The 19,196-nt window shown below is 43.5% G+C and carries 16 protein-coding genes and 1 tRNA gene; 14 read left to right on the top strand and 3 right to left on the bottom strand.

Annotated features, from left to right (window positions below):
• The first annotated feature begins 182 nt into the window (after positions 1-182).
• The 4 genes from ACHZBS_RS06575 (at position 183) to ACHZBS_RS06560 (ending at position 5,691) form a co-directional block, all read left to right on the top strand.
• Positions 183-1,166: an ornithine cyclodeaminase family protein gene (locus ACHZBS_RS06575; RefSeq protein ID WP_319405723.1), complete on the top strand. Its 984-nt coding sequence runs from the start codon at positions 183-185 to the stop codon at positions 1,164-1,166.
• Positions 1,167-1,670: 504 nt separating this feature from the next.
• Entirely contained in the window at positions 1,671-2,600 is a 930-nt protein-coding gene (locus ACHZBS_RS06570) for a M14 family metallopeptidase (RefSeq protein ID WP_319405722.1), read from the top strand.
• Between the two features lie 1,155 nt (positions 2,601-3,755).
• Positions 3,756-4,007, top strand: a complete 252-nt coding sequence (locus tag ACHZBS_RS06565; protein WP_319405721.1) for a hypothetical protein — start codon at positions 3,756-3,758, stop codon at positions 4,005-4,007.
• A 445-nt stretch (positions 4,008-4,452) separates the two neighbouring features.
• A complete protein-coding gene (locus tag ACHZBS_RS06560; protein ID WP_319405720.1) occupies positions 4,453-5,691 on the top strand; it encodes a Glu/Leu/Phe/Val dehydrogenase in 1,239 nt (412 codons plus the stop codon).
• Positions 5,692-6,293: 602 nt separating this feature from the next.
• Here ACHZBS_RS06560 and ACHZBS_RS06555 read toward each other — a convergent pair.
• Both ACHZBS_RS06555 and ACHZBS_RS06550 read right to left on the bottom strand, forming a co-directional pair.
• A complete protein-coding gene (locus ACHZBS_RS06555) occupies positions 6,294-7,511 on the bottom strand; it encodes an ISL3 family transposase (RefSeq protein ID WP_319405719.1) in 1,218 nt (405 codons plus the stop codon).
• A 304-nt stretch (positions 7,512-7,815) separates the two neighbouring features.
• Entirely contained in the window at positions 7,816-8,061 is a 246-nt protein-coding gene (locus tag ACHZBS_RS06550) for a hypothetical protein (protein WP_394708055.1), read from the bottom strand.
• On the opposite strand from ACHZBS_RS06550, the gene ACHZBS_RS06545 reads away from it, so the two are divergent.
• From ACHZBS_RS06545 to ACHZBS_RS06525, 5 genes are all read left to right on the top strand, one after another.
• Complete coding sequence (locus ACHZBS_RS06545; RefSeq protein ID WP_394708033.1) at positions 7,978-8,208, top strand: integrase core domain-containing protein; 231 nt, start codon at positions 7,978-7,980, stop codon at positions 8,206-8,208. The two genes, ACHZBS_RS06550 and ACHZBS_RS06545, sit on opposite strands and share 84 nt — an antisense overlap.
• Positions 8,209-8,799: 591 nt before the next feature.
• Positions 8,800-9,438 (top strand): TetR/AcrR family transcriptional regulator, encoded by a 639-nt coding sequence (locus ACHZBS_RS06540; RefSeq protein WP_319405718.1) that lies wholly within the window; start codon positions 8,800-8,802, stop codon positions 9,436-9,438.
• Positions 9,439-9,881: 443 nt separating this feature from the next.
• The gene (locus ACHZBS_RS06535; protein WP_394707969.1) at positions 9,882-11,267 is read left to right on the top strand and encodes a transposase; all 1,386 of its coding nucleotides are present in this window, start codon (positions 9,882-9,884) and stop codon (positions 11,265-11,267) included.
• Positions 11,268-11,329: 62 nt separating this feature from the next.
• Positions 11,330-11,806 (top strand): helix-turn-helix transcriptional regulator, encoded by a 477-nt coding sequence (locus ACHZBS_RS06530; protein WP_319405716.1) that lies wholly within the window; start codon positions 11,330-11,332, stop codon positions 11,804-11,806.
• Positions 11,807-11,883: 77 nt separating this feature from the next.
• Positions 11,884-12,351: a hypothetical protein gene (locus tag ACHZBS_RS06525; RefSeq protein ID WP_319405715.1), complete on the top strand. Its 468-nt coding sequence runs from the start codon at positions 11,884-11,886 to the stop codon at positions 12,349-12,351.
• 26 nt (positions 12,352-12,377) lie between these two features.
• Here ACHZBS_RS06525 and ACHZBS_RS06520 read toward each other — a convergent pair.
• A tRNA-Leu gene (locus ACHZBS_RS06520) sits at positions 12,378-12,465 on the bottom strand.
• 367 nt (positions 12,466-12,832) lie between these two features.
• Here ACHZBS_RS06520 and ACHZBS_RS06515 point away from each other — a divergent pair.
• From ACHZBS_RS06515 to ACHZBS_RS06495, 5 genes are all read left to right on the top strand, one after another.
• A complete protein-coding gene (locus tag ACHZBS_RS06515) occupies positions 12,833-13,075 on the top strand; it encodes a hypothetical protein (RefSeq protein ID WP_319405714.1) in 243 nt (80 codons plus the stop codon).
• Between the two features lie 92 nt (positions 13,076-13,167).
• A complete protein-coding gene (locus tag ACHZBS_RS06510) occupies positions 13,168-15,126 on the top strand; it encodes a response regulator (RefSeq protein ID WP_319405713.1) in 1,959 nt (652 codons plus the stop codon).
• 75 nt (positions 15,127-15,201) lie between these two features.
• Positions 15,202-15,477, top strand: coding sequence for an HU family DNA-binding protein (locus tag ACHZBS_RS06505; RefSeq protein ID WP_319405712.1), 276 nt, complete (start codon positions 15,202-15,204; stop codon positions 15,475-15,477).
• A gap of 28 nt (positions 15,478-15,505) precedes the next feature.
• Complete coding sequence (locus ACHZBS_RS06500; RefSeq protein WP_319405711.1) at positions 15,506-16,438, top strand: hypothetical protein; 933 nt, start codon at positions 15,506-15,508, stop codon at positions 16,436-16,438.
• 291 nt (positions 16,439-16,729) lie between these two features.
• Positions 16,730-18,961: a response regulator gene (locus tag ACHZBS_RS06495; RefSeq protein ID WP_319405710.1), complete on the top strand. Its 2,232-nt coding sequence runs from the start codon at positions 16,730-16,732 to the stop codon at positions 18,959-18,961.
• Positions 18,962-19,196: the final 235 nt, after the last annotated feature.

The raw sequence follows: 19,196 nt of genomic DNA, 5'->3' as shown, positions 1-19,196 counted from the left end.
CTACCAACATTGTGGATTAATAGTGTGAAACAATTCTGATGATAAATCTGTCAGTAATCCATTAATTAATCATCTCTTAAATAGACCGGAAGTGTCTTGTAAATAACAATAATGATATGTATGAGTACTTATAATTGACCTAAAAATTATCACAAACACTTTTAATCAAAGGAGAAATGTAAATGGAGAAAATGGAGCTTATTTATCTGACACGTAAAAATGTTATCGATACAGGCATAACCCTTAAAGAAGCAGTAGTTACAGCAGAAAAAGTATTAGTCGAACATGGTAATAGAAATTTTCAAAATCCGCCCAAGCCCGGAGTATTTCCGCTTAGTGACGCTTTTTTGAACGCCATGCCTGCATATTTACCAGGATTGAATGCTCTTGGAATAAAGTGGGTAAGTGTGTTCTCAAGCAACCCTAAACTTGGTATACCTTCAACAATGGGAATAATTATATTAAACGATGTGAACACTGGACAACCCATTGCAGTCATGGATGGCGGGTATATTACCGCACAGCGAACTGCAGCCGCTTCAGGAGTTGCCGCGAAATATTTAGCAAATAAGGACTCGAAGGTGATGGGGATAGTCGGAACCGGGGAGCAGGCACGGTTTCATTTGAATGTTCTAACGGAGGTTTTAAAGGAGATAGAACTTGTTAAAGTATATGATATAAATGAAAAGATCACACGAAAATTCATTGATACAATGAGGAAACAAGTTTCTTGCAAAATTGTAGATAGTCCCTCCATAGAAGCCGTGATTAGGGAATCGGATGTTGTTGTCACGGCTACCGGAGATTTGACGGGCAAACCGCCGATCTTTATGGAAGAATGGCTTAAAGAAGGGGTACATGTCCTACCCGTTCATAACCATGGTTGGGAGTTCTCAGCATTGCAAAATGCCGACAAATTTGTTGTTGACGATTGGAATCAGTACAGTACTCTCTTTCACATAGATGATTATAATCCTAAGCTGCCTCCTTTATACGCAGAACTTAGCGAAATTATTGTCGGCAAGAAGAAAGGCCGAGAAACCAAGAGTGAAAAAATAGTGAGTATGCACGAGGGCATGGCTATGCATGATTTGGCACTTGCTTCTCAGGTTGTGAAGGTGGCAAAAGAAAAAGGGCTTGGGATTATTTTGCCTTACATGGAATAATTAATGATTAACAATTGTAGGCCTTAGCCATGGGTTATGTACTAATAGATTTAACCTTTCTATGTTGAATCACCAATCACCCGCCGCCTACGGCGCAACATGCGATGTCGGAATGTGATTGGGCATCTCCATGAGAGCAATAATATTAGAATTCTGATTTCCAATTATTGTAGGTCAGTGTTCTATCCTGTATGGGTGTCATGATCAAGGATGCTTCTCTATATATAGAAGTTTTACTAAAAAATTTCGAAGATCGCGGAAAAGCTCATCAGACGGCGAACTTTATTAATCAGACAATTGCTTCGCCTAAACGATCGGTAACCAGGGTAATGACAACGCAATAGCGAATACATTAAGAGTCATAGGAATAAATACAATACGCTGCATGATGCCCTGCAGTTGCTTTTATGCCAATACCTTCTGCCTGCGGCGGGTTATTTTATCTACGGATTTTAATCAGGGATTAGAATCATTTAAAGGAATTCATAGAGAAAAGGTGCAATCATGGTTAAAAAAAGCGAAATACTGACCTATCAAACAGGGGATTTTACGATACAATTTCCTCTCTTATATATTGAAGGCGGACAGCCAGGCCCTGTTGTTACAATCACAGCAGGCGTACATGGGTGTGAATATCCCGGAATATTGAGCGCTATACAACTATATAAAAAATTGGAACCAGCAAAAATTCAGGGGACTATAAAGATCATACCGATTGTCAATCTTCCCGCCTTTGAAACGAGGACGATGTTTGTTTGTCCGATCGACGGGAAAAACCCCAACCGCTGTTTTCCGGGAAGGTTAGACGGAACGTATACTGAAGTTCTGGTTTATCATTTGTTTAATAAATTTATAAAAAATAGTGATTACCATATTGATTTACATTGTGGAGATATGGTGGAGAATTTACTACCTATTGCTTTGATGCATCAAACTGGAAATGAAAATATTGATAAAAGTTCAAAGGAGTTGGCTGAGTGTTTCGAAGTTCCGATTGTTATTACATCGACAAATTTGGGATTCCAGGACGGAGGGACCAGTTACGCGATGGCCTCTGAATCTGGAGTTCCTTCGATTATTGCAGAAGTAGGAGGGATAGGCCAGGTAACGGTCAATGATATAGAAAAAATAATGAAAAGCTTGAACAATGTTTTGAAATACGTTGCCTGTATAGAAGGAGTTCTTGAGATAGATAAAAAGTTCCCGCATTTTTCACATTTTGTTTGGGTTGGAGCGAAAAAGAAAGGTATTTTTTATAGGAATTGTGAGTTAGGACAAGAAGTATCACAAGGTGAAATTATAGGTACAATTGAAGATTATTTAGGCAATGAACTTGAGATCATTCATGCGCCTATATCAGGAAAAATAACTATAATAACAACGAGTCCTGCAGTAAAGGAAAAAGGGTTGCTGATGGCACTTAGCGGAAATTAATTACTGGAGTTTTAAAATACTCAAAATTCTGGATTCATTTTGTGTCTTTTAAAATCAATTGCTTTACAACGCTAATTTTTTTCATTTACTTAATTTAAAACGGTTTTTTTAGCACTTATTAGATTTTATCATTGTGTAATCACATTAGATAAAATCTTTCTGCGAATCCCGAAAGTGGAGTAAAATGCCAGAAAAAAATTCAAATACATAAAAAATTAACTCTCCTTTGTGTCTTATTGCGCGTTAAGGAGGAAATAGATTAATGACCAGAAAAGAAGGAGAACAATGACTATAGTAAATACAATTTAAGTATAGACTCAGCCTACAAGAACTATTTGACAGTATGTTGGGAAATTAACTTCTAAAGACATTCTGAATGATGTAGTAAATATTGCAAAGAGTACTGCAATAAATTTAATAGCCAATATGATTCGGTGTTCAATATTAGATAGAAGCTGGACAAAATATTGTAGAATTAATAGAGAGAATGAGCGGAGTACAGGAAACACTATTTTTAGCCACATCTTTTAAAATCCCGAATTCTCATGATTTCTACGTAAATTCTTAATTAGCCAACATTATTGACTTTGAGTACACCTTTTCTGATATAGCGAACCCAGGGGTAATGGTAAGCCCTCTCACCCTTGCCGAAAAGAAAAATGAAGGTCAGATGTTAAAAAGTGATTAGAACCATTGTTTGTTTTCGAAGTAATGCTGCAAAATTGGAAAGCTAAAAAAATTTTAAGCTTGATATCAGTTAAGTTTAACTATCGAATAGAGCAGAAGTCACGGAGTATGCATCAACTAAAATATTGGGATAAGCAAGAAATTAGATTTGTAAAACTTTTTTATTATGCAAACAAAAAGACAATTTAGATCTTAAATATTTCGGTAATTTGATTTCGTATTTCAGGGTATTATTGGAGGTAAACCATCCCAACGATAATTCGATGATTAAAGTTAATACTACATCGAAGTTTGCGAATCTTTTCTCTTAAAGACCATTACATTTTAGTGAATTTTATAATAAAAAAATATTTTGACCTCTTATATTTCTTAGAAAATTTTATTACTAAAAGAAAATAGGTATCAACAAGCTAATAATAAAAAGGGTGCTGATTGATATAAACGATGGTTATAAATGGATGGGTAACTATGATTAAAATATCTAAGCATACAAAGTTAGATCCAAATGAAATCATAAATATTGCATCAAGGTATTTTGGAAAAAAAGGTGAAGGTTTAATAGAAAATGAGCGGAGTACATGCATTCCATGCTTCATTAAATTTGAAGGGGGCGGTGGCTATGTGTCAATCTCAATTTATGATGATGAAAGTCAGAGGAAGGTAGATGTTGAGGCCAGGGAATATGAGTATCTGGCCAAAGAGTTTCTTTACAAACTCTGATTCCCCACGGTGCTAATACTGAGGTGGGCTCTTTTTTTAATTCTGGTGTGGAACTCTTTTCCTCAAGTGATGGCACTTTATACCCCGGCCCTGAATACTTCGAGAAAGTGCGCAGAAGGTCTAACGTTACAGACCGCTCCATGATTTCACCCGCCCATAACAGACAAAAAATGGTCGGTAATATAAGATATATTAATCTCAAATAGAAAGGGCTAATTAATGAAAAAATAACTAAAATTATGTTGATAAGTATGTTTTCAAACATCATAAATTAAAATATTATCCAACATCCCAACCAATAACAACTCTCAACAAAATAGAATTAAACGTACATGTAAAGTCAATAAAAAAAAGGCAACGAACATGAATTGAAAGGGTAATGGGAATCTCAATATTAATCTTAAAATATATTCTTGATTGCTATTGCATCAAAAGGAGAAATACAATGTCAAATGTTTTCGACACAGCGTTGAGCACGTTGAAGGAGGCAGGAAGAATCGGAAAAATTGACGAAAGAGTAATGAAAATTCTAACGACACCCAAACGCATTCAACAGGTGAGCATTCCGCTGAAAATGGACGACGGTACTATTGAAGTATTCCAGGCATTTCGTGTACACTACACAGATGCACTGGGACCTTGTAAAGACGGCACGCGTTTCGTTCCGGATCTAAATCTTGATGAGGTTAAGGCCCTAGCCTTTTTTATGACAATCAAACATGCAGTGGGGGGAATTCCCGCAGGTGGTGCAAAGGGTGGCGTGAAAGCAGATCCCAGAAAACTCACGCAAAATGAGTATGAGAAACTATGCCGAGCATTCATCCGCGCTCTTCAGCCGAAGGGCGAATGGGTGGACATTCCCGGGGCCGACATCGGTACTGGCGAGCAGGCCATGGCGTGGATGCTCGATGAATATGAACAGATCTCCGGTTACCACCAGCCTGCAGCCATAAACGACAAACCACCGATTTTAGGCGGATCACAAGGTGGATGGGATGCAACGGGGACTGGCTTATTTACTTGTCTATCACAGGCGGCAAAAGAGATTGACCTTCCTGTACAAAGGGCACGGGTGGCTATACAAGGATTTGGCCAGGTGGGTAGTATTGCTGCCAAACTTTTATACCAGGCCGGTGCTAAAATCGTGGCTGTAAGTGACATCGACGGTGCCGTCCAGAACGAGGAGGGAATCAATATCCCTGCACTTATAGATCATGTCGAAAAAACTGGTACTGTGAAAGATGCAGTAGATACAATAGATATGGACAAGGATCGAATTTTCGCAGTGGATTGCGAAATCCTTATTCCCGCGGCAGTCCAGAGTGTGATTAACGCCGGCAACGTCATGGACATCAATGCAAAACTTATTGTTGAAGGTGCCAACGGGCCAATCACTCCGGATGCTGAAAAAAAGTTGTTGGCTAAAAAGGTTAAAATCGTCCCCGACATCATCGCTAACTGCGGCAGTGCCATTGTTTGCTCATTTGAAAGGACCCAGGGGCTGACCGATGACTACTGGGACTTGGAAACTGTCAACAGCAAAATGAAAGCGCGGATCCTGAAGGCCTATAATGAAGCTGTCGCTACAGCAGAGGAATACGAAATCGATTCTATCAGAAGCGGTGCCTGGATCAATGCACTTCGCAAAATTGCCCAAGCGATGAAATTTCGTGGCTGGATCTGATTTGCACGCTTAGTATTATCAATGAGCAAAATTTTTAAGGGATTTTTAGTGAGGGGCCATCATGATTCGGCTAAAGGTTAATTTGCTTTAGAACTATTTTAACAGGGTGTTGAAAAACGTTATGAACGAAGACAAGACAAGATGATATACGACGAGAAAGCGTAGTTTATAGTTGAAAAATTTCATTTTGAGCCGAACTTTTGCGCCTAATGGCCAAGCTCAATAGTTTTTTCAACACCCTGTTAAAGCCGGCCCTTACAATAAACGGCCGGAACCAAATGAAATTATCGTCGGAATTGAATAATACAAGTGTACAGCCTGTTTTCTATGTGTGAATGAGCTCGCTCCCCAACTCAGCACAATTAGATAGTCACCTATTACTGCTTCGGGAATATTGGCTTATGGTCCTGGCAGAACAGTGATCCGTCATAAGTTGTAATTCTAACAGTTATTATAGTGAGCTATTTGTTTTTGGGTATTGATTCCTATGAGCGCCCCAATTCCTGCAAATATTTATTTAAGTAAAAATACTTTTTCTAATTTTTATTATGGAAGTATGTTTTCGGACCTATGACCTAAAAAAAGGAAGGTTCCTCGCTGTTTCATGTGGGTAAATCGAACTTCAGTTTGCCTGCAATAAGATAAATCATGGTGATAAGTGTTCGCTCAGTTCGATACCCTCGGGCTCTGGCTTTGGCAGCTTGAATCAGACTGTTTATCCCTTCTAGGATTCCGTTATTGATCCTGGAGGTAAACCAACGCAGGACGCCGTCCCAGTGGTTCTTGATGGTGTATGCGGCTTTTTTCATGGGCTCCAGGCGGCTGTGGGTTGCCCAGAAATACCATTTCTTCAAAAAGGTTTCGGCGGTCCGGGCGGTCTGATTGTAGAATTCCTGAAAGTTGAGTTTGATGTGGTACGCCCGGCTGGTTTTGAGGTTGAGCTTTTTGATCGTCAATTGTTCAAGCTGTTCGGCCTGGGACGCCTTGAGGTTGGATGGGTTCTTCAGCCAAAGATAGCGGCTGCCCTTTAGCACCGGCCGGCCTTTGGATTCTTCCCGGCGAACCTGGTCCACCGCTTCGTTGAGGACTTTCAGCACATGGAACTTATCGAAGGTGATATGGGCTTCGGGAAAATGTTTTTCGACACCGCTGATGAACGCCGGAGACATGTCGCAGCACATCTCCTCGATAGCGCCGGGATTGCCGCCATGGTCGGTGAGATCTCTTTTGAATCGATCAACGGTTGATGCATACTTGCCGCCGGTGGCGAACAGAACCCGGGTTTCGTCAAGATCGACAAACAGGCTGACATAGTTGTGGCCGCGGCGTCTTGAGGTTTCGTCCATGCCGACATGCTTGACCTGACTGTGGTCGGCGGCCTTACGCGCTTCGCCCACATAGTGATGCAAGATACGCCATAACCGGGTATCGTGCTCACGGACAAACTCGGCGACGGTTTTCACCGGCATAGCCTTGGCCAGTATCATAATCATCGCTTCAAACAACAGCGTGAAGCCGCTGCCGGGTCTGGCCCAGGGCACATCAACCAGACGGATGCCGCATTTTTTGCAGTCGATTCTGGCAACCCTGGCGGTCAGATACGCTTCGTGCTGGAAGAAGTTCAGATGCCGCCATGTTTTCTCGACGGTATCGTGGGCCTTGACTCCCGATAGCCCACATTTCGGGCAAGTGAAGGTGCTCCCTTTGGGAAAATCAAGGCGGATATCCAGACGCTTTTCATCGGGGTTGAAATCCGCTGTCGAAACCTGCCAGGGCGGTTTCAGACCAAGAGCCATTTGAAGGAGTTCTGTATCTTTCATAGTGCTTAGCGATTATCACTAGTGCGGTAAGTCAATCAACTATCTACCCATACGAAACAGCGAGGAACCAAAAGGAAACCGTGTGACCTGATCTGTCACAGGGTGCTGATAAGACTGCTTCTAAGCAAACAGAAAGGAGCAGTCATCATGAACTAATTACATGAACAGTTTCCCAATGAGCAACCCTGTCGTCGTTTCTTCGAATCTGTTATCTGGCCGCACTGCGGTTGTGGTCATTCATGCGCACTGAAAAGCCAGCATTTTTGCATAGGGTTATACGAATGCTATCAGTGCAAACGTCAATTTACGGTCTCCAATACCCATGGAGCCGGCCTTTTGTATCGATGCTCTTGAAGAAGCCTTGAGCCGTTATGGTGCGCCTGATATTTTCAACACCGACTAGGGTGCTCAGTTTACCAGCAACGCTTTCACCCAGGTGCTCAAGGATAATCAAGTCGCCATCAGCATGGATGGTCGAGGCCGCTGCCAGGACAACATTTTCATCGAGCGACTGTGGTGGACCCTCAAGCACCAGTACATTTACCTGCATTCATTTGGTACCGGCAAGGCGCTGCGACGAGGTTTGGCCGGATGGATGCAATATTACAATCATGAAAGGGGCCATTCGTCCCTTGACGACAGAATCCCGGATGAGGTTTATTACGATCTGCCTCATTCTTTCGCCGAGGCGGCCTGATGCCTTTTTCTCATTTCAATAGTATTAAGCTTGTAGCTTATTCACGCCATCAGGCTGTCCAGGCGATGGGGTCCACCTCCTTCTGACTAAAAATGAGAAATACAATATACGCTGTGGATATAAGTATGCGGCATCTCATGGGAAACATTTAATAACTGCCAGTTTACTTAACCAAAATGAGCATACCATGCAGAAATCTTTAATCAATCAAATGAAATAATTACTAATGCTGCAGGTTATAGATATTATCCTAATTGCCAATATTTCAATCATTAATGTACTTGAGAAGTACGAATCCCTTTCTATTTTCATTAAGACCAGAAATTTTGAGTGTCCATTTAATAAACAGTTTTTTTGGTCTATCTTTTGTGGAGTTGTCAATGGTGGCCCATTTTTTGTGATAAAATATAACAAAAGTCTATTAAAAGCCAACGTCGTTATCGATAGCATAAATTGGTTATTTAATGACATATTATGAGATAATAAATTAACCTTATCTATATGACTTTAAGGAATCTATTTCAAATCTTTAAAGATTTATTTTTAATTCAACACATACCTTAATCTGCGAATCAATATTTGAGAAACTTAATGGGAATCCCACAGCGAAAAGAGCGAGAAAAAGACAGGAGGCGTCAGCAGATTATGATTGCGACCAGGCGGGTGGTTTTAGAAAAGGGGTACAGCTTTGCAACGATGGAGGATATCGCCAGGGAAGCAGAACTGAGCGCCGGAACCCTTTACCTTTATTTCAAAAATAAAGAAGAGCTGTACGCCTCACTTTCCATACGGATATTGCAGTATCTGGTGATCCGACTGGAGCACGTAAGCAAAGAGGCGAACACCTCCGCCGAAGAGAGATTGGAGAGTCTTAAAAATGCCCTGCTGGATGTTTACGATTTTGACGCTCCGATTCTTATCAACATGTTTACCCTTCAGTCCAGCGAAACTTTGCACCACATCTCTTTGGAACTGCTGACAGAGATCAAGGACCTGGCACGGAATATCCTTTGTAAAATAGTTCAGATCCTGGAGGGAAGCATGAAAGAAGACGCTTTAAGCGATTACCATCCTATCGCCCTGGCTGACATCCTCTGGGGTACCTTTTCTGGGGTAGTTTTAAGAGAAGAAGTTAAAAAAGTTGTTAATGGTAACGAGGACTTTGTCGGTAAAAACCTTGACCTGGCCTTTGACATCTTTATCAGAGGCCTGCAAGCACGGCAAAATTGATGCCTGGAAGAAAAACAATATTGGCACTGGCGATGTTGAACTTGGCGGTCAAACCGTATGAATCCGTATTGGTACTTTATATGGTGGTTTGCCGGTCTGTTGGAACGGAAAAGGATATATGATGTTGCGGGAAAAGCCATCCTGGCACCTCCTCCTCCCGCCGAGGACTGGGCGCACCATCTTTTAAACGGCCAAATGGCGTGCCCAGTCCTCTATCTTTTCAATTACCCTTGAACCATCCAAGGCGGTTGAATGGATATAGAATTTTTACCGTACAAAGATCGAGATAATAGCCTTATTACTCAACTTTCGGGATTGGAATAGAGAAGCAAATTTATGGTCTATCTATCTGATTTAATATAGAAAATACTTGAAGAGCCCAGTCCTTTGATTTATAGTGGATCTGCGAAAATTCACAATAAATACAAAGAGAAAGGGCTCAAGTGGACCATAACAAGATATCCTCCCAATCGCAAGCCGGCATTCGTGTTCACGGGCAAATTGACACTTTTTTCAATCGATTCCGGATCGGCACTTTGCTTCATCAATGTGGCATCCGAAAAAGGCATGGCCACAGCGTTCGTTCTTTTACACAAGCGATCTTCAGCCTGTCATTTATGGGCCAAAACTTTTATCGCGGCATTGTCCTCAACCAGGATTTGCCTTTCGGCAAAGATGCAGCCTACGAACTTCTCAAAGGGGTTCGGCATAATTGGCGTAAACTGATCTTGTCCTTGGCCCGAAAAATATTTCTGATCTTCAATCGCCTGACCGATGATGATCGCGAGTCGGTTCTCATCATCGATGACAGCACCTACGACCGATCACGATCCAAGACGGTAGAGTTGCTGTCGCGGGTTTATGACCATTCGACAGGCAAATACATCAAGGGATTCCGAATGCTGACATTATGCTGGTCTGATGGAGCCAGCTGTCTACCCGTCGATTTCGCGCTGCTGTCTTCTTCAGATGCCCAAAAACGCCTTGGTCATAATTTCAAGGCGATGGATAGACGCTGCTGTGCCAACCAGCGTCGCAGGGAAGCCACCGTCAAGGCTACTGACCATCTCAATGATATGGTGAACCGGGCCCTCAAAGCCGGTTTGACGGCACGATATCTGTTGATGGACAGTTGGTTCACCATGCCAGCGACGGTTACCTCCCTTGCCGGCCTGATGCCGGTCATCGGAATGGTCAAAAAGATCCGAACGGTTCATTACTCTTTTCAGGGTCAGCGCCTGGATCTAATGGCCATCTACCGTCGGCTGAAAAAATGCCGGGGTCGGGCGAAGATCCTTGCCAGTACGGTGGTGACGCTGTCCAGTGGGTTGCCGTGCAAGCTGGTATTCATTCGCGACAGGAACAACGGTGACTGGCTGGCCGTCTTGTCGACGGACATCGCGTTGCCTGACAAGGAGATTGTACGCATCTACGGAAAGCGTTGGGACATTGAGGTTTTCTTTAAGATGATCAAACAGCATTTGCGTCTGGCCAAGGAGATCCAATGCCGTGATTTCGACGCCCTGATCGGCCATACCAGCATCGTCTTCATGCGCTATCTGTTTGTGGCCTATCACTGTCGATTATCCATCGATCATCGCAGCTTTGGCGATTTGTTCTATGCCTGCTGCGACGAGATACGCGACATTACGTTTCTTGAAGCCTTGATGCGAATACTGGAATTGGCTGCAGATCGGATGCGCTGCATCGGAGCATATTGTCAAAAAACATTCGACGCCTTTTTCTATTTGGCCATGGATGTCGCTCTAAATAGGTTGGGAATCGTTAAGAATAGGACTATCAGTTTTTCAGCGAATCCCGAAAGTTGAGTTATTAGATTAACAGGTGGTTATCCTTTACGGACATTGGCGACGTTTCAGCGGACCGGAAGATGACCAAGGAAGCAGCGACAAGCCTGGAAGAGAAAGTCAGGGAGCAGGAGATCCTGATAGACAAAATCAGCACGACGCTTGAAGTCTTGCTGGAACGCCGGGATAAAGAGAAAGCCGATGTTTACCAGACGATATCCGCCGATATCAAAAAAAATGTGTTTCCTTTTATAGAAAGGATGACAACCGTTCCGCTGAGTTCTATTGCACAAACCTATCTGACTTTAATTAAAAATAACCTGGAAAAGATCGTATCTTTAGATAACGCTTTTAAAGCATTATCGGCACATGGCTTTACGCCAACCGAAATGCACATCATTGAACTGATCAAACAGGGAAAGCGAAGCAAGGAAATTGCAGACCTGCTGAACGTATCCATTGCGACAATTTCTTTTCATCGTAATAATATCCGCATCAAACTGGGACTGAATAAGAGAAAAGAAAACCTGTTCAGCTACCTTAACTCTCTGCAGAACTAAAAAAATCATATAGATTGGGTTTTATGTATCAACCGATAAAAGAGATACTAATTGCGACAAAGTTGTCAAAGAGTTTTGTGTCCGCATTTGAAACGGCGGTTTTTATTGCTATCCCATACAACGCATCGTTGGTCTTAATGTATCAACTTAACGAAAGTTCCAATGGAGTGATCGATGGTTTAAAAGAATTGATTGGAGAAAATAGATTAAATGAAATCTACCTGAATAATGGTATAATCCCTATTGATGGATCAATATCAAAAGAAGACACGATCAAAATTATTCAGTCAGCTCTTAGACACTTTGTTGAGGATTCCGGGATCGATGACAGGTGCTGTTGCACTGTCAGAAAAATCGTTGTGGTTGAAGGTGAGTTTATTGAACAGATCGTTAATCAAACAACAAAAAACAAATCGGATCTCATTGTCATGGACGTTCCGGATGAGTTTTTATCCCAAGGATATTTAGGGCAGACCGTAGCATCGGTAATGAATGAAACGCATATACCGATAATGCTCATCCCGAAAAATGGATTGCCAGGATAGAAAAAGGAAGAAATCTAATATTTGTTTGGTGCCCGGGGCCGGAATCAAACCGGCACGATACTATGTATCGAGGGATTTTAAGTCCCTTGCGTCTGCCTGTTCCGCCACCCGGGCAATGGTAGGATTCAAGAAAAAAATGTTGATAGAAAAGATAGATTACCTTGCTAGTTAAAATCCATTGATATGTCAAGTAGGACGAATGATAAAATATGAATATAAATAGTTTTTTATTCAATCTTTTACGATCAATACTATGGTCTCCATGAAACAAAAAAATATCGTAATAAATTTAGTTATAAATTGAAATTGCTCATACTGGTTTATCAAAATTTCAATGGGAATATGTCAAATTAAAATGATAATATCTAAACAATAAGAAATCATCTTTACAGTACCAATTAAAGATACCATGTGTCGGTTTCCCGACTGCTTGCAGAGTGAATAATGGAAACCCAAATTTGGCAATCAAGGAGAGACAGATTTGAAAAACAACAATAACCAGGACAAGGTGGTCGAAATGTTAACCGCTAAATCCGAAGAATTGATCGAGCAACATCCGCATTTGAAAAAGCTGCAGGCCGAAGTCGACCTGCTGTTGTCCACCGCCCCGGATGAACAGATACGTCAGGAGATTCTGGATATCATGTTTCAAGCCGGTAGAATTGATCTGCATGCGCAAATCGATCATTTAAATGGATTGTTAGACGCGCTCAACACCCAATGACAATCTTTTCAAGCATAAAGCCGATAATGAAACAAGTCGGATGTTCAGTCGTGTCATGAAGCCTTTTACACCATAACCCCATGGTATCCTCAATGGCCAGATCCCCGGCAATCCTGATCGTCGACGACGAGCTTCGCATGTGCGCCAGCCTGGAGACTCTGCTTAAAAGCAAGCATTATCAGGTGTCGACGGCTACCTGCGGCCAGGACGCGTTATCGCTTCTAAAGGCAACCGCATTCGATCTGGTCATCCTAGACGTTCATCTGCCGGACATGCTGGGGCATGAAATCCTGAGCCGCATCAAGATTAAAAGTCCGGATACCCCGGTCATCTTTATTACCGGGGATGCCAATATAGATTCTGCCCTGTCGGCCTTGCGCAACGGTGCCTATGACTATATCCGCAAACCCTTCGAACCCGATGAACTCATTAGGACCGTTGAAAATGCGCTGGCCCAGGGGGCACTGCTTAGAGAAAAGGAAGCCATCGACAGACAGCTGAGCCTATCTGAAGAAAGATACCGCTACCTGGTCCAGAACATCCCCGACATCATCTACACCCTGGACGCCGATGGAAATTTTACCTTTTTGAGCGAGGCTGTGGAACACCTGCTGGAAACAAAGGTCGATGATCTGATCGGCAAACCCTATTCCACGATTGTGTGTGAAGCGGATCGTGAAAAAGCCCACTGGTTTTTCAACGAGAGACGATCGGGCGACCGCATCTCTTCGGGACTTGAACTGCGCTTGAAGGTTACCGGGAAAACCCCTTCCCGCGAAGACCGGTTCGTGACTGTCGAGCTCAAGTCCATGGGAATCTATGAGACCTCCACATCCGATGGCAAGAAACAGCTTGTCGGCACCCATGGGGTTATCCGTGACATCAACGAAAGGAAACGACTCCAGACCCAGCTTCACAGCGCCCAACGGATGGAAGCCCTGGGTACGCTCGCCGGTGGCATCGCCCACGATTTCAACAATCTGCTGATGGGAATCCAGGGCCGAGCTACATTGATGTCCATGGAGCTGGATGAGTCCCATCTCCATGTGGAACATCTGAGGGCCATAGACGATTACATTCGTAGCGCGAAGGAGCTGACCAATCAGTTGCTGGGATTTGCCCGAGGCGGGAAATACGAGGTCAAGCCCACCAACATCAATAAACTGGTGCATTCGACCGCCACCATGTTTGGCCGGACAAGAAAAGAGATCAGCATCCACATTGAAACCCATGACGAACCTATTGTGGTGGAGTCGGATCGGAGACAGATAGAACAGGTGCTGATCAACCTGTTCGTGAATGCCTGGCAGGCGATGCCCGATGGCGGAGACCTGTATCTGGGAACCGAAATTGCAAGATTGGATGATGAATTCTGCATGGCGTATCAGCTGGAACCGCGACGCTATGCCCGTGTGTCGGTTACCGATACCGGAATCGGCATGGATGCAAAGATCCTGTCGCGGATCTTCGACCCGTTTTTTACGACCAAGGAAAAAAACCGGGGGACCGGGCTGGGACTGGCTTCGGCCTTTGGCATCGTCAAGAATCACGGAGGAGCAATTACGGTCTTCAGCGAAAAAGGGCAAGGTTCAACATTTCATATCTACCTGCCAGTGTCTGAAAAAACTGCGGTTCGGGATATTCCGTCAGACGGGAAGATCACCAAAGGTTCCGAGACGGTGCTGCTGGTTGACGATGAAGATATGATTATAAAAGTCGGCCGAGCCCTGCTAGAAAAACTGGGCTATCGTGTCATAACGGCTAATAGTGGCGATGACGCTGTAGAAATCGTTCAACGGATGGGTTCAGAGATAGATCTGGCTCTCCTTGACATGGTCATGCCAGGCATGGGTGGGGGTGAGGTGTTCGACCGTATCCATCAGATTTGTCCACAGATGCGGGTGATCCTATCCAGTGGGTATACCCTCGATGGGCAGGCACAACTGATCATGCAGCGAGGTTGCAACGGATTTATTCAAAAACCGTTTATTTTGTCGGACCTGTCTCAGAAAATACGTCAACTATTAGATGGTGACGAAGCAATCGAGTGACTCACACTTGGCAGTCACGCCGCCATTCGGCAAAATATCTATAGTTCAGAAGGTATATCAGGGGGAGTTGAACGTATGAACAAAATAGGACTGATCCAGGAATTGAGAGACGCCAGTGGACTTTATAAAACCGATGCTGAAAAAGTGGTCACTGCATTTTTCGATGCCATTGCCAGAGCATTGGCAAGAGGTGAAAGGGTCGAAATCCGAGGCTTTTGCACGTTTCATATAAAACATTATCGATCTTTTATTGGACGAAACCCAAAAACCGGTAGAAAAGTTAAAATAGCACCGAAAAAACTCCCCTTTTTTAGGGTTGGGAAAGAGCTGAAAGAAAGAATGAATCGATAGACATTTTCAGTTTGCAAAGTCGAAAGCCATGCTAAAAAAATCATACATAAACTCAATTTCTCAAAACATGTTAGCCATGCCAATCGAGGTGAGATATCATCGTTTTAAAAAGGCGATGGAGTTGGTGAACCGAGTTTTTACGGTTCTCTTCCATGTTCCCGAGGGATATTGCGTGTGTCCTGGTTGTAAGGCGGTCAGGGCTGTTCATCCTTTTTGCGAAAAGAAAGCGCAAGATAATTTCGTTAAAAATGCAGACGGTGAAATCTTTTTATTTTCCTACTGCGCAAAATGCAAAGGAACCGGGTACATCAATCCTGACCATCTGACTATGGATGAGGGTGGGACAAACTATTGTGCAGAATATTTGGTTTTGCCAAGCACCACCAGTGAGTTTTCCAATGTTGAGGTCGCATCGATCATATTCTATCTGGTATATGACCGACATGCGTATTCAGGGCTGGATTTTTCTCTAAAGGATAATGATTGCAATGGTTCCAAAGCATCGATAACCAATGAATTTTTAGCATATTTTAATAGATACAAGAAGGAAAGGGATCAACGGAAAAAATTCATTAAGGAAAACTTCCATGATTTACAAACCAGCCTGAAAAGAAGAATCAAAACGTACACGGTTAATAAAAACCGATATGGCTGCATTCTCTGTGATGGTGAACCGTTTGACATTATCCATGAATGGTCTTTGGATACGATAGTATTATCGATCTGTGGTAATTGCTGCGGTGTCGGTATCCGACAGGGAGAAAAACCGCAAACGATCATGGATAAACATATTTTCCCGATTGAAACTCCTGACTATACCGACAGAGAACGGATGCTTGATAGCATGTTAAACAATGCGTATGTATATCGCCGATTCCTGGTATTGGAGCTTGATCGAATGGTTCATGAGGAAAAATATTTTAATTCAAGACCGTCGGCTAAAAAAGCTGTAAACGTTTAATTTGGCCAATATGCTGCCTGACAGGTCTACCCGGGTGAGTTTGAAAAAGTCGGATGCCTTGGTCGCCTCCAGTGTTAAAACCACTTTTTTATGCAACGCAGTCAATGTAATGGCAGACTGTGATCAATAAAACTCCAGATTGTATTTGACGTCGTTCACAAATAGTCCGATCAAATTGCTTGTAGCTTCTGGTTAAAATGGTTTAAAGTTACCATTATGTCTTGAAACCCGTAACGGCCTGCGCGGAATTGTTCTGAAACTGCATCTCATTCTGGATGGAAAGCTGGGAAGGTGATAGACGTGACCGTGGACAACATAGTATTTCAATCGGCCGGTTCATTATCCGTTGCCGTACTGGCACTGGTAATGGTGATCTTCCAATTAATCTTCCTCTTCAAAAAACATAGATTCATCCTTTATGGCTGGAGCCTGGGAATTTCCTTTTCGGCGGTTCTCTACGCCATTGGAATATTCTTCGAATACAATTCCCCGCCAGGCCCGGTAAATCAATGGGCAGGTCGGCTGGAATGGACGGCGATTGTTTTTCTGATCCATCTCTTATACGGATTTACGTTTGCCTACTTTAAGATTGATGGCAAACGCTATCACCAGCTTGCCGGTTTATTCCATCTTATCCTGCTATTTTTGATCTGGCGTACCGACCTCCTGGTAGCCGACCGATTCGTCACCCGCCACTTCCTGGGATTGGCCCAACCTTATATTGAACCGGCGTTAGGACCATTAGGGCTCTATTTTGTACTGTACGGCTTCTCGGCAAGCCTGTGGGCCGTTGTGATATGGTTTCGACTCAAGGACCCTTGCAAGCGCTACAAACTATCCTTTCTTTCAGGAATTGTACTCTGGACGCTGCTTGGCATCCATGACGGCATGGCCGCCCTCGGTATGACGACCTTTCAGTACCTCATGGAATATGGATTTCTTGTCTTCTCAGGTATTGTGCTTTGGATTGTTTCCGGCACGTTTTATGAAATGTTATCGGAAGATAAGTATCGCACGGTTACCAAGTTTCTAAATGACGGCATCCTCGTGGTTCAAAACGGGATAGCAGTCTTTGAAAATCCGGCCTGTCAGTCTCTGATCGGCCAATCGGTGATTGGTTGTACGATTGAAGACTTTTCATCCAAGATCGCCCGAAACGATAAAGAAACGTTTTTACGGTTTTACGATTCGCTAATGAATTCCGGAAATCCTGAAAAGTCGACCACCGTGCGAATCGAAAAGAACGATAAGAAGGAATCTGTAATCGAAATCAACGCTAACACGATTCACTATAAGGCCGGCACCGCTTTTCTGGCAGTCTTGAGGGACATCTCGGAACGTATTCGCGAGGAGAACGCACGCAAGAAAAATGAGGAAAAAGTCGCCCGCCTGAAAAAAATGGAATCTCTTGGATTGCTTGCCGGCGGGGTCGCTCATGATCTGAACAATGTGCTTTCGGGGATCGTCAGTTATCCAGAGCTGATTCTCATGGACTTGCCTGACGACAGCAAGCTTAGACAACCGATCCTGACGATTCAGGAATCCGGCCAGCGGGCGGCGGCCATTGTCAGTGAATTGCTTACCGTCGCCAGGGGAGCGGCCATTGAAAAAGAAGTGATGAATATAAACCGGATCGTAGAGGCCTACGTGAGATCCCCGGAGCACAAGAAGCTGTTGATGTTCCATCCGAAGGTCAGGGTAGAAACGGACCTGGAAACCCAACTGCTCAATATCAAAGGATCTCCCATGCATTTTGGCAAGGCCGTCATGAATCTGGTATCCAACGCCGCAGAGGCGATCGAAGGCCGTGGACGGGTTATCGTCTCGACATCAAACCGTTATTTGGACCGCCCCGTGAAAGGCTACGGCACCATCCCCGAGGGAGAATATGCTGTCTTGACCGTGGTAGACAATGGCCCGGGAATGGGCCAGGAAACGCTCGATCGGATTTTCGAACCGTTTTATACAAAAAAAGTCATGGGTCGAAGCGGCACCGGCCTTGGCCTGACATTGGTATGGAATGTGATCCAGGACCACGGCGCCTATATCGACATAATCAGCAATGACCAGGGTACGTGCTTTGAAATCTATTGCCATGCCACCCGTGAAATGCCGGCAGACAAGGTATGCTCACTTCAAATCAACAGCCTTTATGGGCAAGGCGAACGTGTCCTTGTCGTTGACGATGTCAAAAGCCAGCGGGACATCGCCTGTCAAATTTTAGATAAGCTGGGTTATGCGCCTGATTCTGTATCGTCCGGAGAAGCGGCAATTGAATATGTCAGGAAACATGGCGGCGTTGATCTGTTGCTTCTCGATATGATCATGGACCCTGGAATAAACGGCCGGGAAACCTATGATCGAATAAAAGAAATCCATCCTGATCAAAAAGCGATCATTTTAAGCGGCTTCGCCGAAACCGACGAGGTCAAAAAGGCTCTCGAAGCAGGCGCCGCCAGATATATTAAAAAACCCGTTGTTATTAAAGCGTTGGGACAAGCGATAAAAGGGGTGTTGTGTTGAACGAATTTATAGGTACTCAGACCTTTTTGAGATGTATCCAAATCCGCGATAAGCAGCTTTTGGAACGATTAGATATTACTTCTGGCCCAATCTTCTAACCCTTTCCCTTTTTAAATGCCTCCCGTTTAAGTTGGGTGGCAGTAATAATCGGAATCTCAAAATTGGCTGTTATCGATTTCAATCGTGAGGTAAATTTCACCAGAATCGACCCAGATAGTTCATATTCTCAGAATTT

It is taken from the genome of uncultured Desulfosarcina sp., assembly GCF_963664155.2.
Classification (GTDB): domain Bacteria; phylum Desulfobacterota; class Desulfobacteria; order Desulfobacterales; family Desulfosarcinaceae; genus Desulfosarcina.
This window is presented reverse-complemented; position numbering and strand designations above follow the sequence as displayed.